A 14,660-nucleotide genomic window follows, 5' to 3' on the forward strand; every position below is an offset into this window, starting at 1 on the left:
ATACATTGCATCAAAAAATTCAAAACATTTTATTTTTTAGGAGAGGAAAAACATGAAAATTAAAAAAATATTGTTTCAGGCAGCCCTTATTCTGTTATGTTTGGCAGGAACAACTCCCGCCATGGCGTTTGATTTGAACAAAGCGATAAGCGGAGCGACAAAAGCCGTGAAAGCCGTCACCCTGACCGACGAACAAATGGCGGAATATGTAAAGGAATACGTTGACTGGATGGACAAGAACAACAAAGTTTGCGCAGCCAACGATCCATACACCGTCCGTTTGAAAAAATTGACCAAAGGCTTGGGCGATGCAGACGGTATCCCCTTGAACTTCAAAGTGTACCATGTGAAAGATGTGAACGCTTTCGCCTGTGCCGACGGCAGTGTGCGCGTATTTTCCTCATTGATGGACATCATGACCGACGAGGAATTGCTGGGCGTGATAGGCCATGAAGTGGGACACGTGGCGCACAGGGATTCAAAAGAAGGCTTCCGTACGGCATTGCTGACATCAGCATTGAAGGACGGCATTTCATCCAAAGGGGGAAAAACGGCTGTTCTGACAGATTCACAGCTGGGTGATTTGGGGGAAGCATTGGTCAACGCTTCCTATTCGCAAAAACAAGAATGTGCGGCTGATGATTACGGTTACGAATTTCTGAAAAAAGCGGGCAAAAATCCATGGGCTATGGCATTGTCTTTCCAAAAGCTGAAAAAAATGCAGGAAGGAGCAGGGGGTGCCAAGAAAAGCAGTGCGTTGAACCAGTTGTTTTCAACCCACCCGGACCTTGACAAGCGTATCGAACGCATGGAAAAGCGCGCCACAAAAGAAGGCATAAAGAAACCTGCAAACACAAAAAAATAACTCAAAGACACAAATTTTCCGAAATTGCGGAGATAAAAAATCCTGCATGCGTTGCAGGATTTTTTGTTCGCCGCTTCAGTGCGAAAAGAGCGGCAAAAGCCGCTCTTTTATTCGTCATTCACAAAACGCTCATTTTTTGCAGTTTGAGTTTTTAGAACATTTATCGCAATACGAACATGTGTTTTTGGTCCGTATTTGTTTAATCGCATAAATCACAGCCACGGCAATTAAAGCTATTACAATGATGTCACTCATGATTTTTTCCTAGTACTTGTTATAAGGGTTTCTGCGTATCAACATATACACAATAAAAACAACCGCACCAAAGCCTGCAAATGTTCCAAACGTAAACACGCCGGTCGTCATGAATGTTCCCAACTGGTAAATGATGAGAGAAACAACATAGGCGAGCGCGCATTGGAACGTAATGGCAAACCATGTCCATGCAGGATTATTCATCTCCCGCTTGATCGCCCCGATAGCCGCAAAACACGGGGCGCAAAGCAAGTTAAAGACAAGGAACGCATAGGCTGAAACTTTGGTAAAATCATTGGCGAACAAAGTCCAAAATTCTTCACCGCTTTCAGCAACCTCCGCAAAACCGTAAAGCACCCCGAGCGTGCTGACAACGTTTTCTTTCGCAATAAGCCCGGTCACAGTTCCGACGGTCGCCTGCCATGTTCCGAAGCCCACCGGAGCAAATAACGGAGCAATGATATTGCCAAGAACGGCAAGCAAGCTTTCATCGCTATTTTCCACAGCGGCAAAACTGCCGTTTTCAAATCCATACCCCTGCAGAAACCACAGCACAATGGAAGAAAGCAGGATAACGGTTGTCGCCTTTTTGAAAAATGAAACACCCCGTTCCAAAGTCACGCGCAAAATATTTCCAAGCACAGGCAAATGATAGGGAGGCAGCTCCATAACAAAAGGACTTGGAGTTGACGCGAAAAGCTTTGTTTTTTTCAGCATGATGCCGGAAATGACAATAGCGAAAATGCCCATAAAATACGCTGACGGAGCAACCCACCATTCACCGCCGAACAATGCCCCGGCAATAAGGGCGATAATAGGAAGCTTAGCGCTGCATGGAATAAAGGTCGTCGTTAAAATCGTCATCCTTCTGTCACTTTCCGTTTCAACAGTACGGGAAGCCATAACTCCGGGAATACCGCAGCCGCTGCCGATGAGCATAGGAATAAAAGACTTGCCGGACAAACCGAATTTACGGAAAATTTTATCCATGATAAAGGCAATGCGCGCCATATAACCGATATCTTCCAATATGGCGAGAAGAAAAGAAACCAATAAAATTTGCGGAATAAAACCGAGCACCGCCCCGACACCGCCGACAACGCCGTCAACGACAAGACCCGCAAGCCACCCGCTTGTTCCGGAACGTTCCAACCATTCATTTAAATTACCCTGCACAAATTCCCCGATAATGATATCGTTGGTATAATCCGTGGCAAGAGTTCCCAGCGTCGTCACAGAAATATAATAAACAAGGAAAATGACAGCCGCGAAAATCGGAATGGCGTAAAAACGGTTTGTCACGATACTGTCAATTTTTTCAGAAAGCGTTACTTCCCCTATGTTCTTTTTTATGACCAAGCGTTCAATTTGCTTGGTGATAAACAAATAACGCTGATTGATAATGATACTTTCGGAATCATCATCAAGATCTTTTTCACAGTTTGCAATATGTTCCTCAATATGGGCGAGCTGTTCTGCATCGAGCTTCAGTTTTTCCTGAATATCGGCGTCACGTTCAAAGAGTTTGATAGCGTACCAGCGGACTTTATCGGCAGGAACCAGTTTTTCAATGATTTCTTCAATATGGGCGATGGAATGTTCAACAGTCCCTTCAAAAATCGAAGGCAAATGCTTTTGCTCTTTCTGCATTTTCGCAAGCTCGACAGCTTTTGCGACAGCCTCTCTTGAGCCTTCTTTCAAAAGGGCGGACGTTTCAAACACGGGACAGCCGAAAACCCTTTCCAATTCCTGAATATTGATGGTGTCGCCCCGTTTGCGGATGACATCAATCATATTGAGAGCAATGACAACAGGAATGCCAAGTTCCAGAAGCTGCGTCGTCAGATACAGATTGCGTTCTATATTGCTGGCGTCCACTATATTTAAAATAACGTCGGGACATTCATCCAATAAAAAATTCCGGGAAACAACTTCTTCCGAAGTATAGGGTGATAAAGAATAAATTCCGGGCAAATCCTGAATTTGAATTTCCTTTTCATCTTTAAAATAGCCCATTTTCTTTTCAACGGTAACTCCGGGCCAGTTCCCGACATACTGATTGCTGCCTGTCAAGTCGTTGAACATGGTAGTTTTGCCGCTATTGGGATTGCCTGTCAATGCAATAGTGATACTCATCGTTTACCCCTCCGCCTCAACTTCGATCATTCCGGCATCTTCCTTACGCAAAGAAAGCATATATCCTCTTAATGTCACCTCGACAGGATCACCAAGAGGAGCGGTCCGCACCAATTTGATTTTACAGTCTTTAGTAATTCCCATATCCATAATCCGCCGTCTGACCGGTCCCTCTCCGTGAACCTTAAGAACCTTTACGGAACCGCCGATAGGCACGTCTTTTAAAGTATACATAATTTTCCTAACTCACATAAACGTTTTGAGCAAAATCCTTATCGATAGCATAAGAGCTGTCTTTTGTCCTGACAATCAAATTTCCGCGTTCCGCCAAAGCAATTGTTATTTGCGCACCTTCGCAAAAACCCAATTCCTTAAAACGGGTTTTGATTTCATGTCCGGCTTTGATTTTGCGGATAATCAGTTTTTCACCTTTACGGGCTAAAGCTAACGGAAACATAGCCTTTTCCTCAACAGAAACAATTTGTTTTTTCAATATTGAAAATCAATTTCAATTTCATTTAATGCAAAACCCGTTTATTTGTCAAGATTAAACAGAACTATTTTTTTAAATATTGTTTTTACGCAGCTTAGGGATGACAGAAAGCAGAATAATGGCGCACCCAACAATCAAAATACCGAACGCTTTCTCAAGCGTCATTCCCTCGCCAAAATAAAATATCCCGATAAATACGGCGGTCAAAGGTTCAAGCACTCCGATAATGGCAACGAACACCGTTCCGATTTGCGGCAAAGCATAAATAAGAAGCATATTGGAAGCAACTCCGGTGATCAGCGCCGACCCCAAAATATACATCCATTCATCAACCGTGGACGCAATAAAAAAATTTCCGGAAAAAAGCATATAGACAAGGCTTGCCAATGCTCCGAACAAAAAAAGATAAAAAGAGAAAACCTCTCTTGAAACATCCCGTGCGGGCAATTTCATCAGCAAAACGATATACACGGCATAGCCGAGCCCCGCAAGCAAACTCAATACCAAACCGAGCATGCTTATCGCGATGTTTCCGGAAAAAAATCCCGAGAGCAAGCCAACCCCCAAACTTGTCAGACAGATAAGAACAATTTTATAACATTCCAGCTTTTCACGAAAAAATACGGCGGAAAGCAAAAGCACGAAAATGGGGTTGGTATAAAAAACCGTTGTCACCAAGCCGCTGTCCGCATACCTCAGGGCAAGAAACAAAAACAAGGCGATAATGAAATAATTCGCCCCATGCAGCATAATGCTGCAAAGCGATTTGAAAGAAATTGCAAAACTTTTTCCTTTTGCAAAAAGAAAAAGCCCCATAAGCACGGCAGCGGTAAAAAAACGATAAAACAACGTCAAATCGCTCGTATACCCAAGCTCATAAAGAGGCAAAGCAAAAAAAGGGATAAACCCGAAAAAGATGGAGGAAAACGCCGCCTGAACGGCGCCAACGCTTTTATTCATATTCTCCCCATAAAAAACAGCAGCGTTTTCTTATTTTTGAATAATGCAGTATAAGGCTTCCCTTGTCGCCGTCTGAACAAAAATCTTATGTCCGAAAACTTCGATTTGCGGTGAATTCATTTTCACTTCTGCGTATTCCGAAGCTTTATCCGAATGATTGTAAATTTTTCTGAATTGTAAAGTATTGCCTTTTTTTCCCAGATACACAAGGGAATAATTATTTTCAGAAAGGGCTGACTTCTTTGTTGTTGTCAGCTGCTTAAACGTTATGTCAAGCTTTTCCGTATTCAAATCTATCGCAACCATTTCCAAATTACTTCGCAAATAATGCCTTGTATCAAGCAAGCCTTTTTCCGTAATTCCGACATATACATCACCGGCTAAAACATAATGGCGGGGTTCCACGGTTTCAGAAGAATTTTCCAAAATCTCTCCCGCCCCTGCGCTTTCCGCCCTGCTCTGCGGCAAATAATATTCGGCAGGAACTTCTTTCAAGGTTTGCAGCGGATAAATGATATTCCTGTCAAATTCGACAAACTTCACTTTGTTGGTTTTAGTGCCTTGCTGCAGCTCTTTAAAAGTTTTCGGTTCTTCATAAGCGATTTTAACGCTTTTACCGGGCACAACATAAGGCAAGGATATTTTTTGCTCTTTTTCATTGGAAACCGTCAAGACGGCTTGATTTGCGTACACGGTTTTCGCTTTTCCGATGGTGAAATTTTTAAAAGAATGAATTTCCGGCTCGTGCACTTTGTCCCGCACGCTTTCAGCAATTAAAAACTCGCTCTGCGGATAATGTTTTTCAACCAATATGGCGGCGACTTCAACGTTTTGAGGACTGCATGCCGTAAGAATTGCCAGCGGAATAAGTAAAAAAACGTTTTGCGAAGGCAATTTTATCTTCAATGGTTTTAAGGTCTTTGTAATTATTTTCAACATACTGCAATCTGGGCTCCAATCCCCTGAAGTTCGCTATCTGAATGGCAAGTCCGGGACGCGCATTCAGCTCCAAAATAAGCGGTCCTAAATTTTTGTCAAGAACCATATCGACACCGACATATCCAAGTCCTGTCAGCTCCGTGCTTTGCGAGGCTTGATACAATAAAACATCCCAATAAGGAACTTGGAAATCTATCAAACTATGCAGCGTATCCGGGTGTTCCGTAATAGGCTCGTTCTTCCAAACAGCCCGTACGGTTTTTCCTGTTGCTATATCCACCCCTACACCTAAAGCCCCCTGGTGCAGATTCGCTTTGCCGTCCGACTCCTTTGTTGGCAAACGCACCATGGACATAACCGGAACACCGTGGAAAACAATGATCCGAATATCCGGCACGCCCTGATAACTGATAGGCGAAAAAACAGGATCGAACTCGACGCACGCTTCAATTATGGCTTTATCGGGCAAACCGCCTAAACTATACATACCGCTGATAATTTTTGAACAATGGTATTTGATGTCGGCAAGGGAATAGACGCTGCCGTCAACCTTGTAATACCGTTCGCCGAATTTTCTTTGGATAACCAAGATACCGTTGCCCCCGGAACCGCGCGAAGGCTTTATGGCGAAAGATTCACGCCCTTCAAGAACCTTGTCCAGACGGCGCAGTTCATATTGCGTATTCAGCAATCCATACAGTTCCGGAACCTTCAAGCCCGCCCCCAGCGCCAGCTTTTTCGTCAGAATTTTATCGTCCACCAATGGAAAAAGGGAACGCTTATTCAAAGGCAAAATATAATCCGCATTGCGTTTATTCAGGGCGATAACCCCGCACTCCTTCAAGCGCCTGTAACGTTGCAGCAAATTCATTATTTACCTTCCGCAAAAGCTTTGAAACGGAACAAATCCATTAATCTGTATCCCGTATAGCGGCCAACCAAAAGCGTGAACGCCAAGAAAACCAGCTGCACTTCCGGATAAACAAAAAGAATGAATTCAATATACTGGGATACGAATATCAAATAAGCCAAAACAGCGATGAACAAACTGCCCAACCCCTGCCTGATGGCGGCGCTCGCCCCGTTTTCATCCCAAACAATAGCCATTCTTTCAATGGTCATTGTCAAAATAATCATCGGGAACATGGCGACGGACAATCCGTAATTGAAGCCCAGCCTATAACTGACAACACTTAAAATCGCCATGATAAGCACGACAATGATGAGTATCGCCGCAAGACGCGGAACAAGAAGCAAATGCAGTTTTTCAAAAAGCAGCCTGAAAAACATGCCGATACCGACAATGGTGCTGAACAGAAGAATGCCCGCGAAAAGTTTCGTTTCCACAAAAGAAAGGGCTATCAAAATAGGCATGAACGTACCGAATGTGCTTACGCCTATCACGTTTCGCAAAATGACAAGCAGCAGCGCCCCGAGCGGAATAAGCAAAATGGTTTTAAAAAGTTCCTGCGTTTCGACAGGCAGGCTAAAAAGCGAAAAAGCCGTTATTGCAGGGGAAGTTTTTCCGATAATGGCGAAACTGTTTTCAATTTGCGATTCAATGCGCTTCTGCACGGAAATATTGACATGCAAATTGTCTATGCCCGTCCCTTTCGCCATAGGTTCGGAACCGCGCCACAAAGGCAGGAAGTTTTTCGGAACGGAAAAAATGCCGTTATTGAAATCAAAGGTTATCCATTTATTGTTCACATACACTTCAATCCAGTGTTCAAGAGAAACGTTTCTTCCGGCATACAAGGGAACGCCGTGCATGGCTTCTGATGCGACACCCGCCAAAGCCAAAAGACGCACCGTTAAATTCACTTTCGACAAGTTGCTTTTCAGCCCTTCCACAAGATACTTCGTATTCTGATCCTGCGGATGCTTGATTTCTTCCACAAGCAAAGAAATAAAACTTTCAGAATCAAAGGATTTTTGACCTATCAAACTTAAAACATTGTCGGCGGCGACAAGCTGCGCCTGCGTGAAAGTATTGTCGACAAGCAAGGGAGGGGGACTGTCCGGAACCGTATATTCTTCATTCTTTTGACGTATTGCGGCGGAATAATAAATCACTTGCTTGCCGTCAGCCCTGCGGATGGTGAAACGGACAGAGCGTCCCCGCTCTTTTTCCGAAACAACGGCGCCGTAACCGCGGGCGACAAAATGCTCATTGCTGATATCAAAAAGATAATCGGATTGTGGAATATGTAACTCAACACTGCTTGCGCTGTCATCCGCATTAAACACGATTTCCGTTTCAATATTCCACACGGTGGAATTTTTATCGGGCGTCAGCGGAAATCCTAAAACAAACACCTTATACGCCACGACGGTAAGTGAAACAACAATAAGCAGCATACTCAAAATATGGAAAAAAGAAAATCTTTTCATAACTAATCAGCGATAATGAATTGTTTTGAAGAATCAACTACAATGCCGTGTTTGAGAAAGTTCCTGCCCAGCAAAACCCGATAATCGAAACGTTCGCGGTCCGCAAGATTCACTTCCACATCATGGCTGATGTTTCCGACAGAAATATTGAGCATGACAACGGGACGCTCCTGTATGCCCCCTGTGCGAAGTCTGATTCTGGCGACCCGCACCCTTGGAACGGTGAAATTCACCTTATCGCCGTCGTCAGTCACCAAATTGAACTCCACATAGGTTTTCTTGCCGTCTTTATACGTACGCACGATTTCCGCATCAACGGAACAAACATCCGCACCGGTATCCAATTTCGCAGGAAGCAGCACCCCATTGATTTTAACATGTTCAATATAGCCCGCCACTTCCGTTTCTTCGCCGGAACAAGCCGTTATTACCGTCATAATCAATACGCCCGCCAACAGTTGAATAAATTTTTTCATCAAACACCTTCAAACTAAGCTTTTAAAAGTTTACTCAAATCAAATCAGATGTCAATGATGAAAAAAATCTATAAAAACAAAGTTTCATGGCATTAAAAAAAAGGTGCTCCGCAGGCACCTTTTGAAAACCCTTATTTGTTCAATTCCGAAGCATATTGATGAATACCGTTCGCAATGCCTTCCGCCAAACCGTTTTTGTATTTTTCCGATAAAAGGCGTTTCGCCTCGGCGGAATTGGACGTATAACCCATCTCAATCAAAATGCAGGGCATGGACGAACCTATCAGAACATGAAACGGCGCGCCCTTTGTGCCGTTGTTTTTTATGGAATAGCCGCTCTTTGCGATTTTACGGACAGTATTTGACTGAACTTTTTGGGCAAGGCGTTTTGATTCTTGGATACGGGCTTTGACCAGCATATCGCCTAAAATTTTCTCCATTTCTCCAAGCCCGCGTTTTTCAACGCCGGCGTTTTCAATCGCGGCAAGCCGAATTGCCTGTTCATCACCCGTGAAATCCAGATAATATGTTTCAAAGCCCTGCGCATTGGCGTTCACGCTCGCATTCGCATGCAGCGAAATAAAAAGGTCCGCTTTATGCTTTCTTGCTATATCAGTCCGTTCATAAAGCCCGACATATTTATCCGAAGAACGTGTCAGATAGACGTTATATCCTGCCGATTTGAGAACGCCCGCTATTTTTTTAGCAATTTCAAGATTGAAATCTTTCTCTTTGATAGTATTATTGATAGCTCCGGGGTCTTTTCCCCCGTGTCCCGGGTCGATTACAATCGTATCGACTTTCAAGCCCAGCTGATCCGCAATTTTCGCGGCAAAAGTCGGAACATCGGCTTTCTTCGCTTTCACGGTTTTCTTCACTGCGGCGGAACTTGCTTTTTCCTGTTTCTTCTGCCCGGTGTTTTTCGTTTCAACCTTTTTGGTGTTTTTTGACGTTCCACTGCGCACGTTAATACCGGAATCCAACTGCTTGGAAGAATTGGTCGCTTCGATGATGAGCCTTGCCGGCTCGCGTTCAGACTTTACGGCATAGCGCAGCAGCTTTGAAAACTCCAATGTCACAACGCTCGTTCTGTTTTCTTCATCATACTCTATCTGATAACCGATAAAAATCCCGTTCTTTTTAAACGTATCCACAAGTTCCAAATTTTCAGAAGGCGCAACATTGTTCAGGGTGACAACAACATGGGGGTTTTCTTCGTCCCCTTGATATTTCGCCCGCCATGAAGCGATGGTTTCCATTGAAATAGTAATGCGGACCACATCATTTTTTAATTGCGAATTGATTTTCGTCAAAGTAATACTTGCCTGAGCCGGACGGGAAATTTCGACAGTCCCCAAAGAAGCCAAAGCCCCGTCACCTATTTCCGCATAATATTTTTTGGCTTTCAAATGAAAATCACCGGTAGGATAATTCGCTATGCATTGTTTCAGATAGGCTTTTGCTTTTTTCGTATCACGAAGAACAATGTGAGCCAACTGGGCGGCATTGAAAAGAGCATCGTCAGCCAACGGGCTGAGTTCGTGCTTTTTCACCAAATACAAATACCGCTCTATCGCATGCTTGGCGTCCTGACGCACAAAAGAACGCTGCGCCATTTGGTCAAGAGCGTAGGCAGAACGAAAAAGAGCGGCAGGCCTGTTATTCCATGTCGCGTTATTACGATAGATTTCATAAAACTCATCGGATAATTTCAACCAGTTATGCCTGTATTCACTGCGTTTCTTATCGTGAATCAACCGGTTCAATTCGATTTTCGCATTGTCATACGCCGAAGGCTCCGAATAAGCCAACGCAAAACTGACCGCAATAACAAAAATTACAGCAACCAACTGTAAAAAAAGCAAAAAAACAGTATTACGCCAAAAAAACGAACGCATAAAAACACCAACTTTATTTGTATAATTTTCCCTATACAGCATTTCGGAACATAAGCCGATTAACTTTAGGAAAATCACAAGAACGGACTTTATCATAAAAGATAAAGTAAAGTCACTATATTATGCAGTCTTTTTTTTCTATAATAATTTTATATTTTTTCTATATTTTTTTTAGACTTTTTATAGTAAAATTATAATCTCACACAATCATTGTACAGTTTAAAAAAAGTTTTCTCTACAAATAAGAACTGTTCCTTATAAGAAAAACAAAAAAAATTAAAAAAATTTTTTGCAAACCTTAACAGACTGATTAAAACCGCTTTCCCGATAAAAACCGTTTTGCCGACAACAATATAAAAAACATTCACTTTTCAAAGACTTTTCCCCTTTAAATAAGCATTCGCTTCGTTCAAACCAAAAAATTGCCGTTTCTCCGACCCTTCCCTTTTTCCAAAAAAAAGTTTCTCTGAAAGAGAAACTTTTTTTCTTCAAACAATATTGCGCAGTTTATTTTTGAAACGCTCTTAAAAATTCTTTGACCGTCGCATCAATATCCTTTGCTGAACAAATAGCCGAAACAACAGCCACGCTTTCAACCCCCGCCTGTAAAATCTCCTGCGCATTCCGCGTATTGATTCCGCCGATAGTCATAAGCGGTATGGTGCATTTTTGTTCATCTAAAAACGCGCGCGCCCTCCGCATGCCCTCAATGCCCCAAGCGGGCGCCGTATCCTTTTTCGTCTCGGTCGGAAAAACAGGGCTGACAGCAATATACTGCACTTCTTCCTTTACGGCTCTTTCCAAGGTTTCCATTGTCGGAGCGGTTAAACCGATAATGCGTCTTGTTCCCATTAAACGGCGGGCATCGGCAACAGGCATGTCGCTTTGTCCCAAATGCACGCCGGCAGCCCCTGACGCCAAGGCGATATCAACCCTGTCATTGATAATGACAGGAATATTGTACCGCACCTGCACTTCTTTAACCAGAACTTTAGCCAGCGCTAAAAAATCACGGGTATTGTTATTTTTTTCCCGTATCTGAACAGCCTGCACGCCCGCCTGCACAGCCTGCAAAACAACATCGACAAGAGGACGCCCCAGACACAAGTCTTGGTCTGTCACCAAATACAGCCCGAAATCGCGAAAATCCGACCACTCCATAATCACTCCGATTTATTCCATAGTTACACGTTTTGCGGCATCGGCATAATCAGCAGAATACAGCTCATCAATAAAACACGGCAAAAAAGATCCCGGACCTTGGCATTTTTTTCCGGCTTTCTCTCCTGCACCGGCAAATAACGCCATGGCGGAAACAGCGCCGATAAAAGGCGTTTTCGCAACAGCCATGCAGGCTCCCGTCACCGCCGTTGCGGAACAGCCAATGCCGGTGACAAGCGTCATGAGGGGGTCCCCGCCTTGCACATAGGCAAATTGTGTTCCGTCCGTAATCATATCCACTTCACCGCTGACACTCACAACAGTTTGAAAATTCCGGGCGAGGCGTTTCGCCTGTTCTTTGACTTCCAGACTTCCCTTTGTGCTGTCCACACCTTTATTTTCCCCGAGTTCACCTGCAAGAGCCATGATTTCCGAACCGTTTCCCCGCACTATGCATGGTTTTACAGTCCGCAAAATGGAAAGGGCGGTTTCCGTACGCAAACGGGAAGCCCCCGCCCCGACAGGGTCGAGCACCACGGGTTTTTTATATTTATTGGCAAAATCACCCGCCACATTCATGGAAGCAATTGTATGTTTATCGAGCGTACCAATATTAAGAACCAATGCATTGATAATTTTGACCAAGTCTTCCAATTCTTCCTGAGCGTGCGCCATAAGCGGAGAAGCCCCAGCCGCCAAAAGCACATTGGCATTGACCTGCATGACAACCAAGTTTGTTATGCATTGAACCAAAGGGCTTTTTTGACGCATAGCCTGCAACGTTTCCAAAACTGCTTTTTGCATGATTCCCTCTTATTTTTGCAGCAGCAAAACATCTTTCAATGCACGTTTAGGAACCATGTTACAGCCCCTTTCATCATGATAATACTGCGTTTTTCCGTCTTCTTTCACTGTTGTTATTTCACGGTTTTGATTTGGTTTTCCCAAAAGCATCAATAAATCAGGGATAAGTTTCGCCCCTGATTCTTCATCGTAAAAAGAAACCCCCTCTTTTTGCAGAATATCCGCAACAACCTCTTTTTTAAACGCTCCCACCATACAGGCGGCATATCCTTTTTCCGCAGCCCCAAGCTGAATGGTCTGGGCGGCTATGCCGATATCCATAATACCGAACTGCGTTTTTTCCTGCGGCGCAAGCAAGACAATGAACGCCACGGGAGAATCGATTCCCCGCTGCGGCTTTTGCTCGGGAGGCAAAGCCCCGCCAAGCACAAAAGACTCTTCTATTTTGGTACGGAGGCTTTTATCCTGCACAATCACATAACGGATGATTTGCGCATTGCGGGCGGAAGAAGTAATGCGCGCCGTATCGACAAGGTCAATTAAAATTTCAGAGGGAATTTCCTCCTGACAAAAACGCCGGCAAGTCCTTGCCTGCATAACCAACTCTTTCAATTCCATACTTACTCCTTAAACGGTTATCGCACCATTCCACAATAAAAATTCCACACATTTCGCAACAGGCAAACCTATGACAGTATCCAAGCAGCCATACACGGAAGAAGACAAAAAACTTCCCGTACCGCTTATGCCGTATGCGCCGGCTTTATCAAACCCCTCGCCGGTTTTCGCATATGCTTCCAAAACGGCGTCCGCCCACGGCGCAAACGTCACCTCCGTCTTATCGGAAAAAACATAGCATGCCTTATCCGCCATATCGGTAAAAGCGACAGCGGTTATCACCGCATGGGTTTCTCCTTTCAGCTTTTTGAGCATGGCAAAGGCTTCTTGTTCCGACCTTGGCTTTCCCAAGACTTCCCCCGCCATGCAAACTATGGTGTCGGCAGTGATAATGGAAATATTTTTACTTTCTTCGGTCAAATGAGAGAATGAAAACGTTTCAAAAGGAAACGATAAGGGCTGTTCTGCGCAAGTTTTTTCAAAAACAGCGGAAATCGTATGCCCCTCTTCCAAAACCCCCAAATAAGACAAAGCGCCGTAAGCTTTTGACCGCACCATTCTTTTCACGTATTCTTCAGGCTTTTCATTTCCGCAAGGACGTTCTTCCCGGTCATGAACCCCCAACACGCCCCGTTTCGGGATGGAATATTCCCGTTCTTCATACAATTCATTTTTCTGTATGTTCAGCACCTGAAATTCCATGCCCAAATTTTTAAAAAATTGCTGCCTCCTTGGCGAACCGGAAGCAACAATGATTTTTTTCCTTGTTTGAAACATGTTATTGAACAGGTTCCTGCGTCACATCTTCAGGATTGATGTCGACAACGCGTCCTTGCAGCCAAAAAATCATATCGACTTCATCGCCGGCTTTCGGAACATATCCTTTTTGGCATGCTTTTGCAGGCACAAACATCAAAATACGGATATTTTCCTTATCTCCGAAAGTGGATACGAAACGGTAGATTTTTTCACCGCCTTTCGGTCCGAAAACAAATTCCTCCACTTCTTCGACAACGACACGCGCCTGATATTCGGAAGCGGTATCTGTCGGAGCGAGCAAACGTTTTCCTTGTATGTCGACTTTCAATGCCGGAACATCCAAACGGGTTTTGTCAGGATTTTCTTTCAGCCATTTTTCGGCATGGACTTCATAATAAGGACCGCTTGTGACAGTGATTTCGTCAAGCAAAGCGCGGCGCAAACCAAGGCAAAGCCCAGACAGATAAAAGGTCTGTTCAATGCCTTCGGTCAAATCGATTTTATGGTCACGGAAGAAGAGAGGATCGTAAAACCAAAGAATTTGCTCGGATTCTCCCGCAAAACAGCCGACTTCCCCTTCCAGTCCGTTTTTCCACGCATAAGTCGTTTCAATACGCAACGTATTCGGATATCCCTCCATAAAAGGAAAAATGGCTTTAGGCTCAAGCTTTCCCTCCGCTTCGCCGCCGACGATGATGCCTGCCCGCAAAAGCGGTTCCTTAGGCCAGGCCATTACAAAATTTTCCTGATTTCCGTCTTTGGCATGCCAAATGGGGCGGGTTCCCCCTTCATCAACGACGACTTTCATCACATAAGGCAATTCTTTCAAGTTATTTACAAGAACACTCCAAGGTTTCACCAAAAGTTCTTCATGTTTCATTCTTTATCCTCGCATAGAAAAC

The 14,660-nt window shown here is 44.1% G+C and carries 16 protein-coding genes; 1 reads left to right on the top strand and 15 read right to left on the bottom strand.

The features are described from left to right. Positions 1-52 precede the first annotated feature (52 nt). On the top strand, positions 53-865 hold the full coding sequence (locus JBF11_RS04800; protein WP_334316237.1) for a M48 family metallopeptidase: 813 nt from the start codon (positions 53-55) through the stop codon (positions 863-865). Between the two features lie 129 nt (positions 866-994). Here JBF11_RS04800 and JBF11_RS04805 read toward each other — a convergent pair whose 3' ends face one another. From JBF11_RS04805 to JBF11_RS04875, 15 genes are all read right to left on the bottom strand, one after another. Further along, positions 995-1,120: a FeoB-associated Cys-rich membrane protein gene (locus tag JBF11_RS04805; protein WP_334316238.1), complete on the bottom strand. Its 126-nt coding sequence runs from the start codon at positions 1,118-1,120 to the stop codon at positions 995-997. Positions 1,121-1,129: 9 nt separating this feature from the next. Next, entirely contained in the window at positions 1,130-3,256 is a 2,127-nt protein-coding gene (gene feoB, locus JBF11_RS04810) for a ferrous iron transport protein B (protein WP_334316239.1), read from the bottom strand. A 3-nt stretch (positions 3,257-3,259) separates the two neighbouring features. After that, complete coding sequence (locus JBF11_RS04815) at positions 3,260-3,490, bottom strand: FeoA family protein (RefSeq protein ID WP_334316240.1); 231 nt, start codon at positions 3,488-3,490, stop codon at positions 3,260-3,262. A gap of 7 nt (positions 3,491-3,497) precedes the next feature. Then, positions 3,498-3,713: a FeoA family protein gene (locus JBF11_RS04820; RefSeq protein ID WP_334316241.1), complete on the bottom strand. Its 216-nt coding sequence runs from the start codon at positions 3,711-3,713 to the stop codon at positions 3,498-3,500. A gap of 108 nt (positions 3,714-3,821) precedes the next feature. Then, on the bottom strand, positions 3,822-4,709 hold the full coding sequence (locus JBF11_RS04825; protein WP_334316242.1) for a DMT family transporter: 888 nt from the start codon (positions 4,707-4,709) through the stop codon (positions 3,822-3,824). 30 nt (positions 4,710-4,739) lie between these two features. Then, positions 4,740-5,603, bottom strand: a complete 864-nt coding sequence (locus tag JBF11_RS04830; protein ID WP_334316243.1) for a hypothetical protein — start codon at positions 5,601-5,603, stop codon at positions 4,740-4,742. Beyond that, the gene (locus tag JBF11_RS04835) at positions 5,533-6,519 is read right to left on the bottom strand and encodes an alpha-L-glutamate ligase-like protein (protein ID WP_334316244.1); all 987 of its coding nucleotides are present in this window, start codon (positions 6,517-6,519) and stop codon (positions 5,533-5,535) included. The genes JBF11_RS04830 and JBF11_RS04835 overlap by 71 nt, the downstream gene beginning before the upstream one ends. Further along, entirely contained in the window at positions 6,519-8,042 is a 1,524-nt protein-coding gene (locus tag JBF11_RS04840; protein WP_334316245.1) for a UUP1 family membrane protein, read from the bottom strand. The genes JBF11_RS04835 and JBF11_RS04840 overlap by 1 nt, the downstream gene beginning before the upstream one ends. 2 nt (positions 8,043-8,044) lie before the next feature. Beyond that, positions 8,045-8,518: an ATP-dependent zinc protease family protein gene (locus tag JBF11_RS04845; RefSeq protein WP_334316246.1), complete on the bottom strand. Its 474-nt coding sequence runs from the start codon at positions 8,516-8,518 to the stop codon at positions 8,045-8,047. A gap of 131 nt (positions 8,519-8,649) precedes the next feature. Continuing rightward, positions 8,650-10,416, bottom strand: a complete 1,767-nt coding sequence (locus JBF11_RS04850) for an N-acetylmuramoyl-L-alanine amidase (RefSeq protein WP_334316247.1) — start codon at positions 10,414-10,416, stop codon at positions 8,650-8,652. A 507-nt stretch (positions 10,417-10,923) separates the two neighbouring features. Beyond that, complete coding sequence (gene thiE / locus JBF11_RS04855; RefSeq protein ID WP_334316248.1) at positions 10,924-11,577, bottom strand: thiamine phosphate synthase; 654 nt, start codon at positions 11,575-11,577, stop codon at positions 10,924-10,926. Between the two features lie 12 nt (positions 11,578-11,589). After that, complete coding sequence (thiM, locus tag JBF11_RS04860; protein ID WP_334316249.1) at positions 11,590-12,381, bottom strand: hydroxyethylthiazole kinase; 792 nt, start codon at positions 12,379-12,381, stop codon at positions 11,590-11,592. Positions 12,382-12,390: 9 nt separating this feature from the next. Next, positions 12,391-12,999, bottom strand: a complete 609-nt coding sequence (locus tag JBF11_RS04865; protein WP_334316250.1) for a nitroreductase family protein — start codon at positions 12,997-12,999, stop codon at positions 12,391-12,393. 9 nt (positions 13,000-13,008) lie between these two features. After that, complete coding sequence (locus JBF11_RS04870) at positions 13,009-13,776, bottom strand: Maf family protein (protein ID WP_334316251.1); 768 nt, start codon at positions 13,774-13,776, stop codon at positions 13,009-13,011. 1 nt (position 13,777) lies between these two features. Further along, complete coding sequence (locus JBF11_RS04875; protein ID WP_334316252.1) at positions 13,778-14,638, bottom strand: hypothetical protein; 861 nt, start codon at positions 14,636-14,638, stop codon at positions 13,778-13,780. Positions 14,639-14,660: the final 22 nt, after the last annotated feature.

It is taken from the genome of Taurinivorans muris (assembly GCF_025232395.1).
In the GTDB taxonomy this organism is placed as follows: Bacteria; Desulfobacterota; Desulfovibrionia; order Desulfovibrionales; family Desulfovibrionaceae; genus Taurinivorans; species Taurinivorans muris.

What these genes read in the sequence shown, in the direction of transcription:
- JBF11_RS04800 (WP_334316237.1), top strand. Translation starts at nt 53, where the DNA reads ATGAAAATTAAAAAAATATTGTTTCAGGCAGCCCTTATTCTGTTATGT.
- JBF11_RS04805 (WP_334316238.1), bottom strand. Translation starts at nt 1,120, where the DNA reads ATGAGTGACATCATTGTAATAGCTTTAATTGCCGTGGCTGTGATTTAT.
- feoB (WP_334316239.1), bottom strand. Translation starts at nt 3,256, where the DNA reads ATGAGTATCACTATTGCATTGACAGGCAATCCCAATAGCGGCAAAACT.
- JBF11_RS04815 (WP_334316240.1), bottom strand. Translation starts at nt 3,490, where the DNA reads ATGTATACTTTAAAAGACGTGCCTATCGGCGGTTCCGTAAAGGTTCTT.
- JBF11_RS04820 (WP_334316241.1), bottom strand. Translation starts at nt 3,713, where the DNA reads ATGTTTCCGTTAGCTTTAGCCCGTAAAGGTGAAAAACTGATTATCCGC.
- JBF11_RS04825 (WP_334316242.1), bottom strand. Translation starts at nt 4,709, where the DNA reads ATGAATAAAAGCGTTGGCGCCGTTCAGGCGGCGTTTTCCTCCATCTTT.
- JBF11_RS04835 (WP_334316244.1), bottom strand. Translation starts at nt 6,519, where the DNA reads ATGAATTTGCTGCAACGTTACAGGCGCTTGAAGGAGTGCGGGGTTATC.
- JBF11_RS04840 (WP_334316245.1), bottom strand. Translation starts at nt 8,042, where the DNA reads ATGAAAAGATTTTCTTTTTTCCATATTTTGAGTATGCTGCTTATTGTT.
- JBF11_RS04845 (WP_334316246.1), bottom strand. Translation starts at nt 8,518, where the DNA reads ATGAAAAAATTTATTCAACTGTTGGCGGGCGTATTGATTATGACGGTA.
- JBF11_RS04850 (WP_334316247.1), bottom strand. Translation starts at nt 10,416, where the DNA reads ATGCGTTCGTTTTTTTGGCGTAATACTGTTTTTTTGCTTTTTTTACAG.
- thiE (WP_334316248.1), bottom strand. Translation starts at nt 11,577, where the DNA reads ATGGAGTGGTCGGATTTTCGCGATTTCGGGCTGTATTTGGTGACAGAC.
- thiM (WP_334316249.1), bottom strand. Translation starts at nt 12,381, where the DNA reads ATGCAAAAAGCAGTTTTGGAAACGTTGCAGGCTATGCGTCAAAAAAGC.
- JBF11_RS04865 (WP_334316250.1), bottom strand. Translation starts at nt 12,999, where the DNA reads ATGGAATTGAAAGAGTTGGTTATGCAGGCAAGGACTTGCCGGCGTTTT.
- JBF11_RS04870 (WP_334316251.1), bottom strand. Translation starts at nt 13,776, where the DNA reads ATGTTTCAAACAAGGAAAAAAATCATTGTTGCTTCCGGTTCGCCAAGG.
- JBF11_RS04875 (WP_334316252.1), bottom strand. Translation starts at nt 14,638, where the DNA reads ATGAAACATGAAGAACTTTTGGTGAAACCTTGGAGTGTTCTTGTAAAT.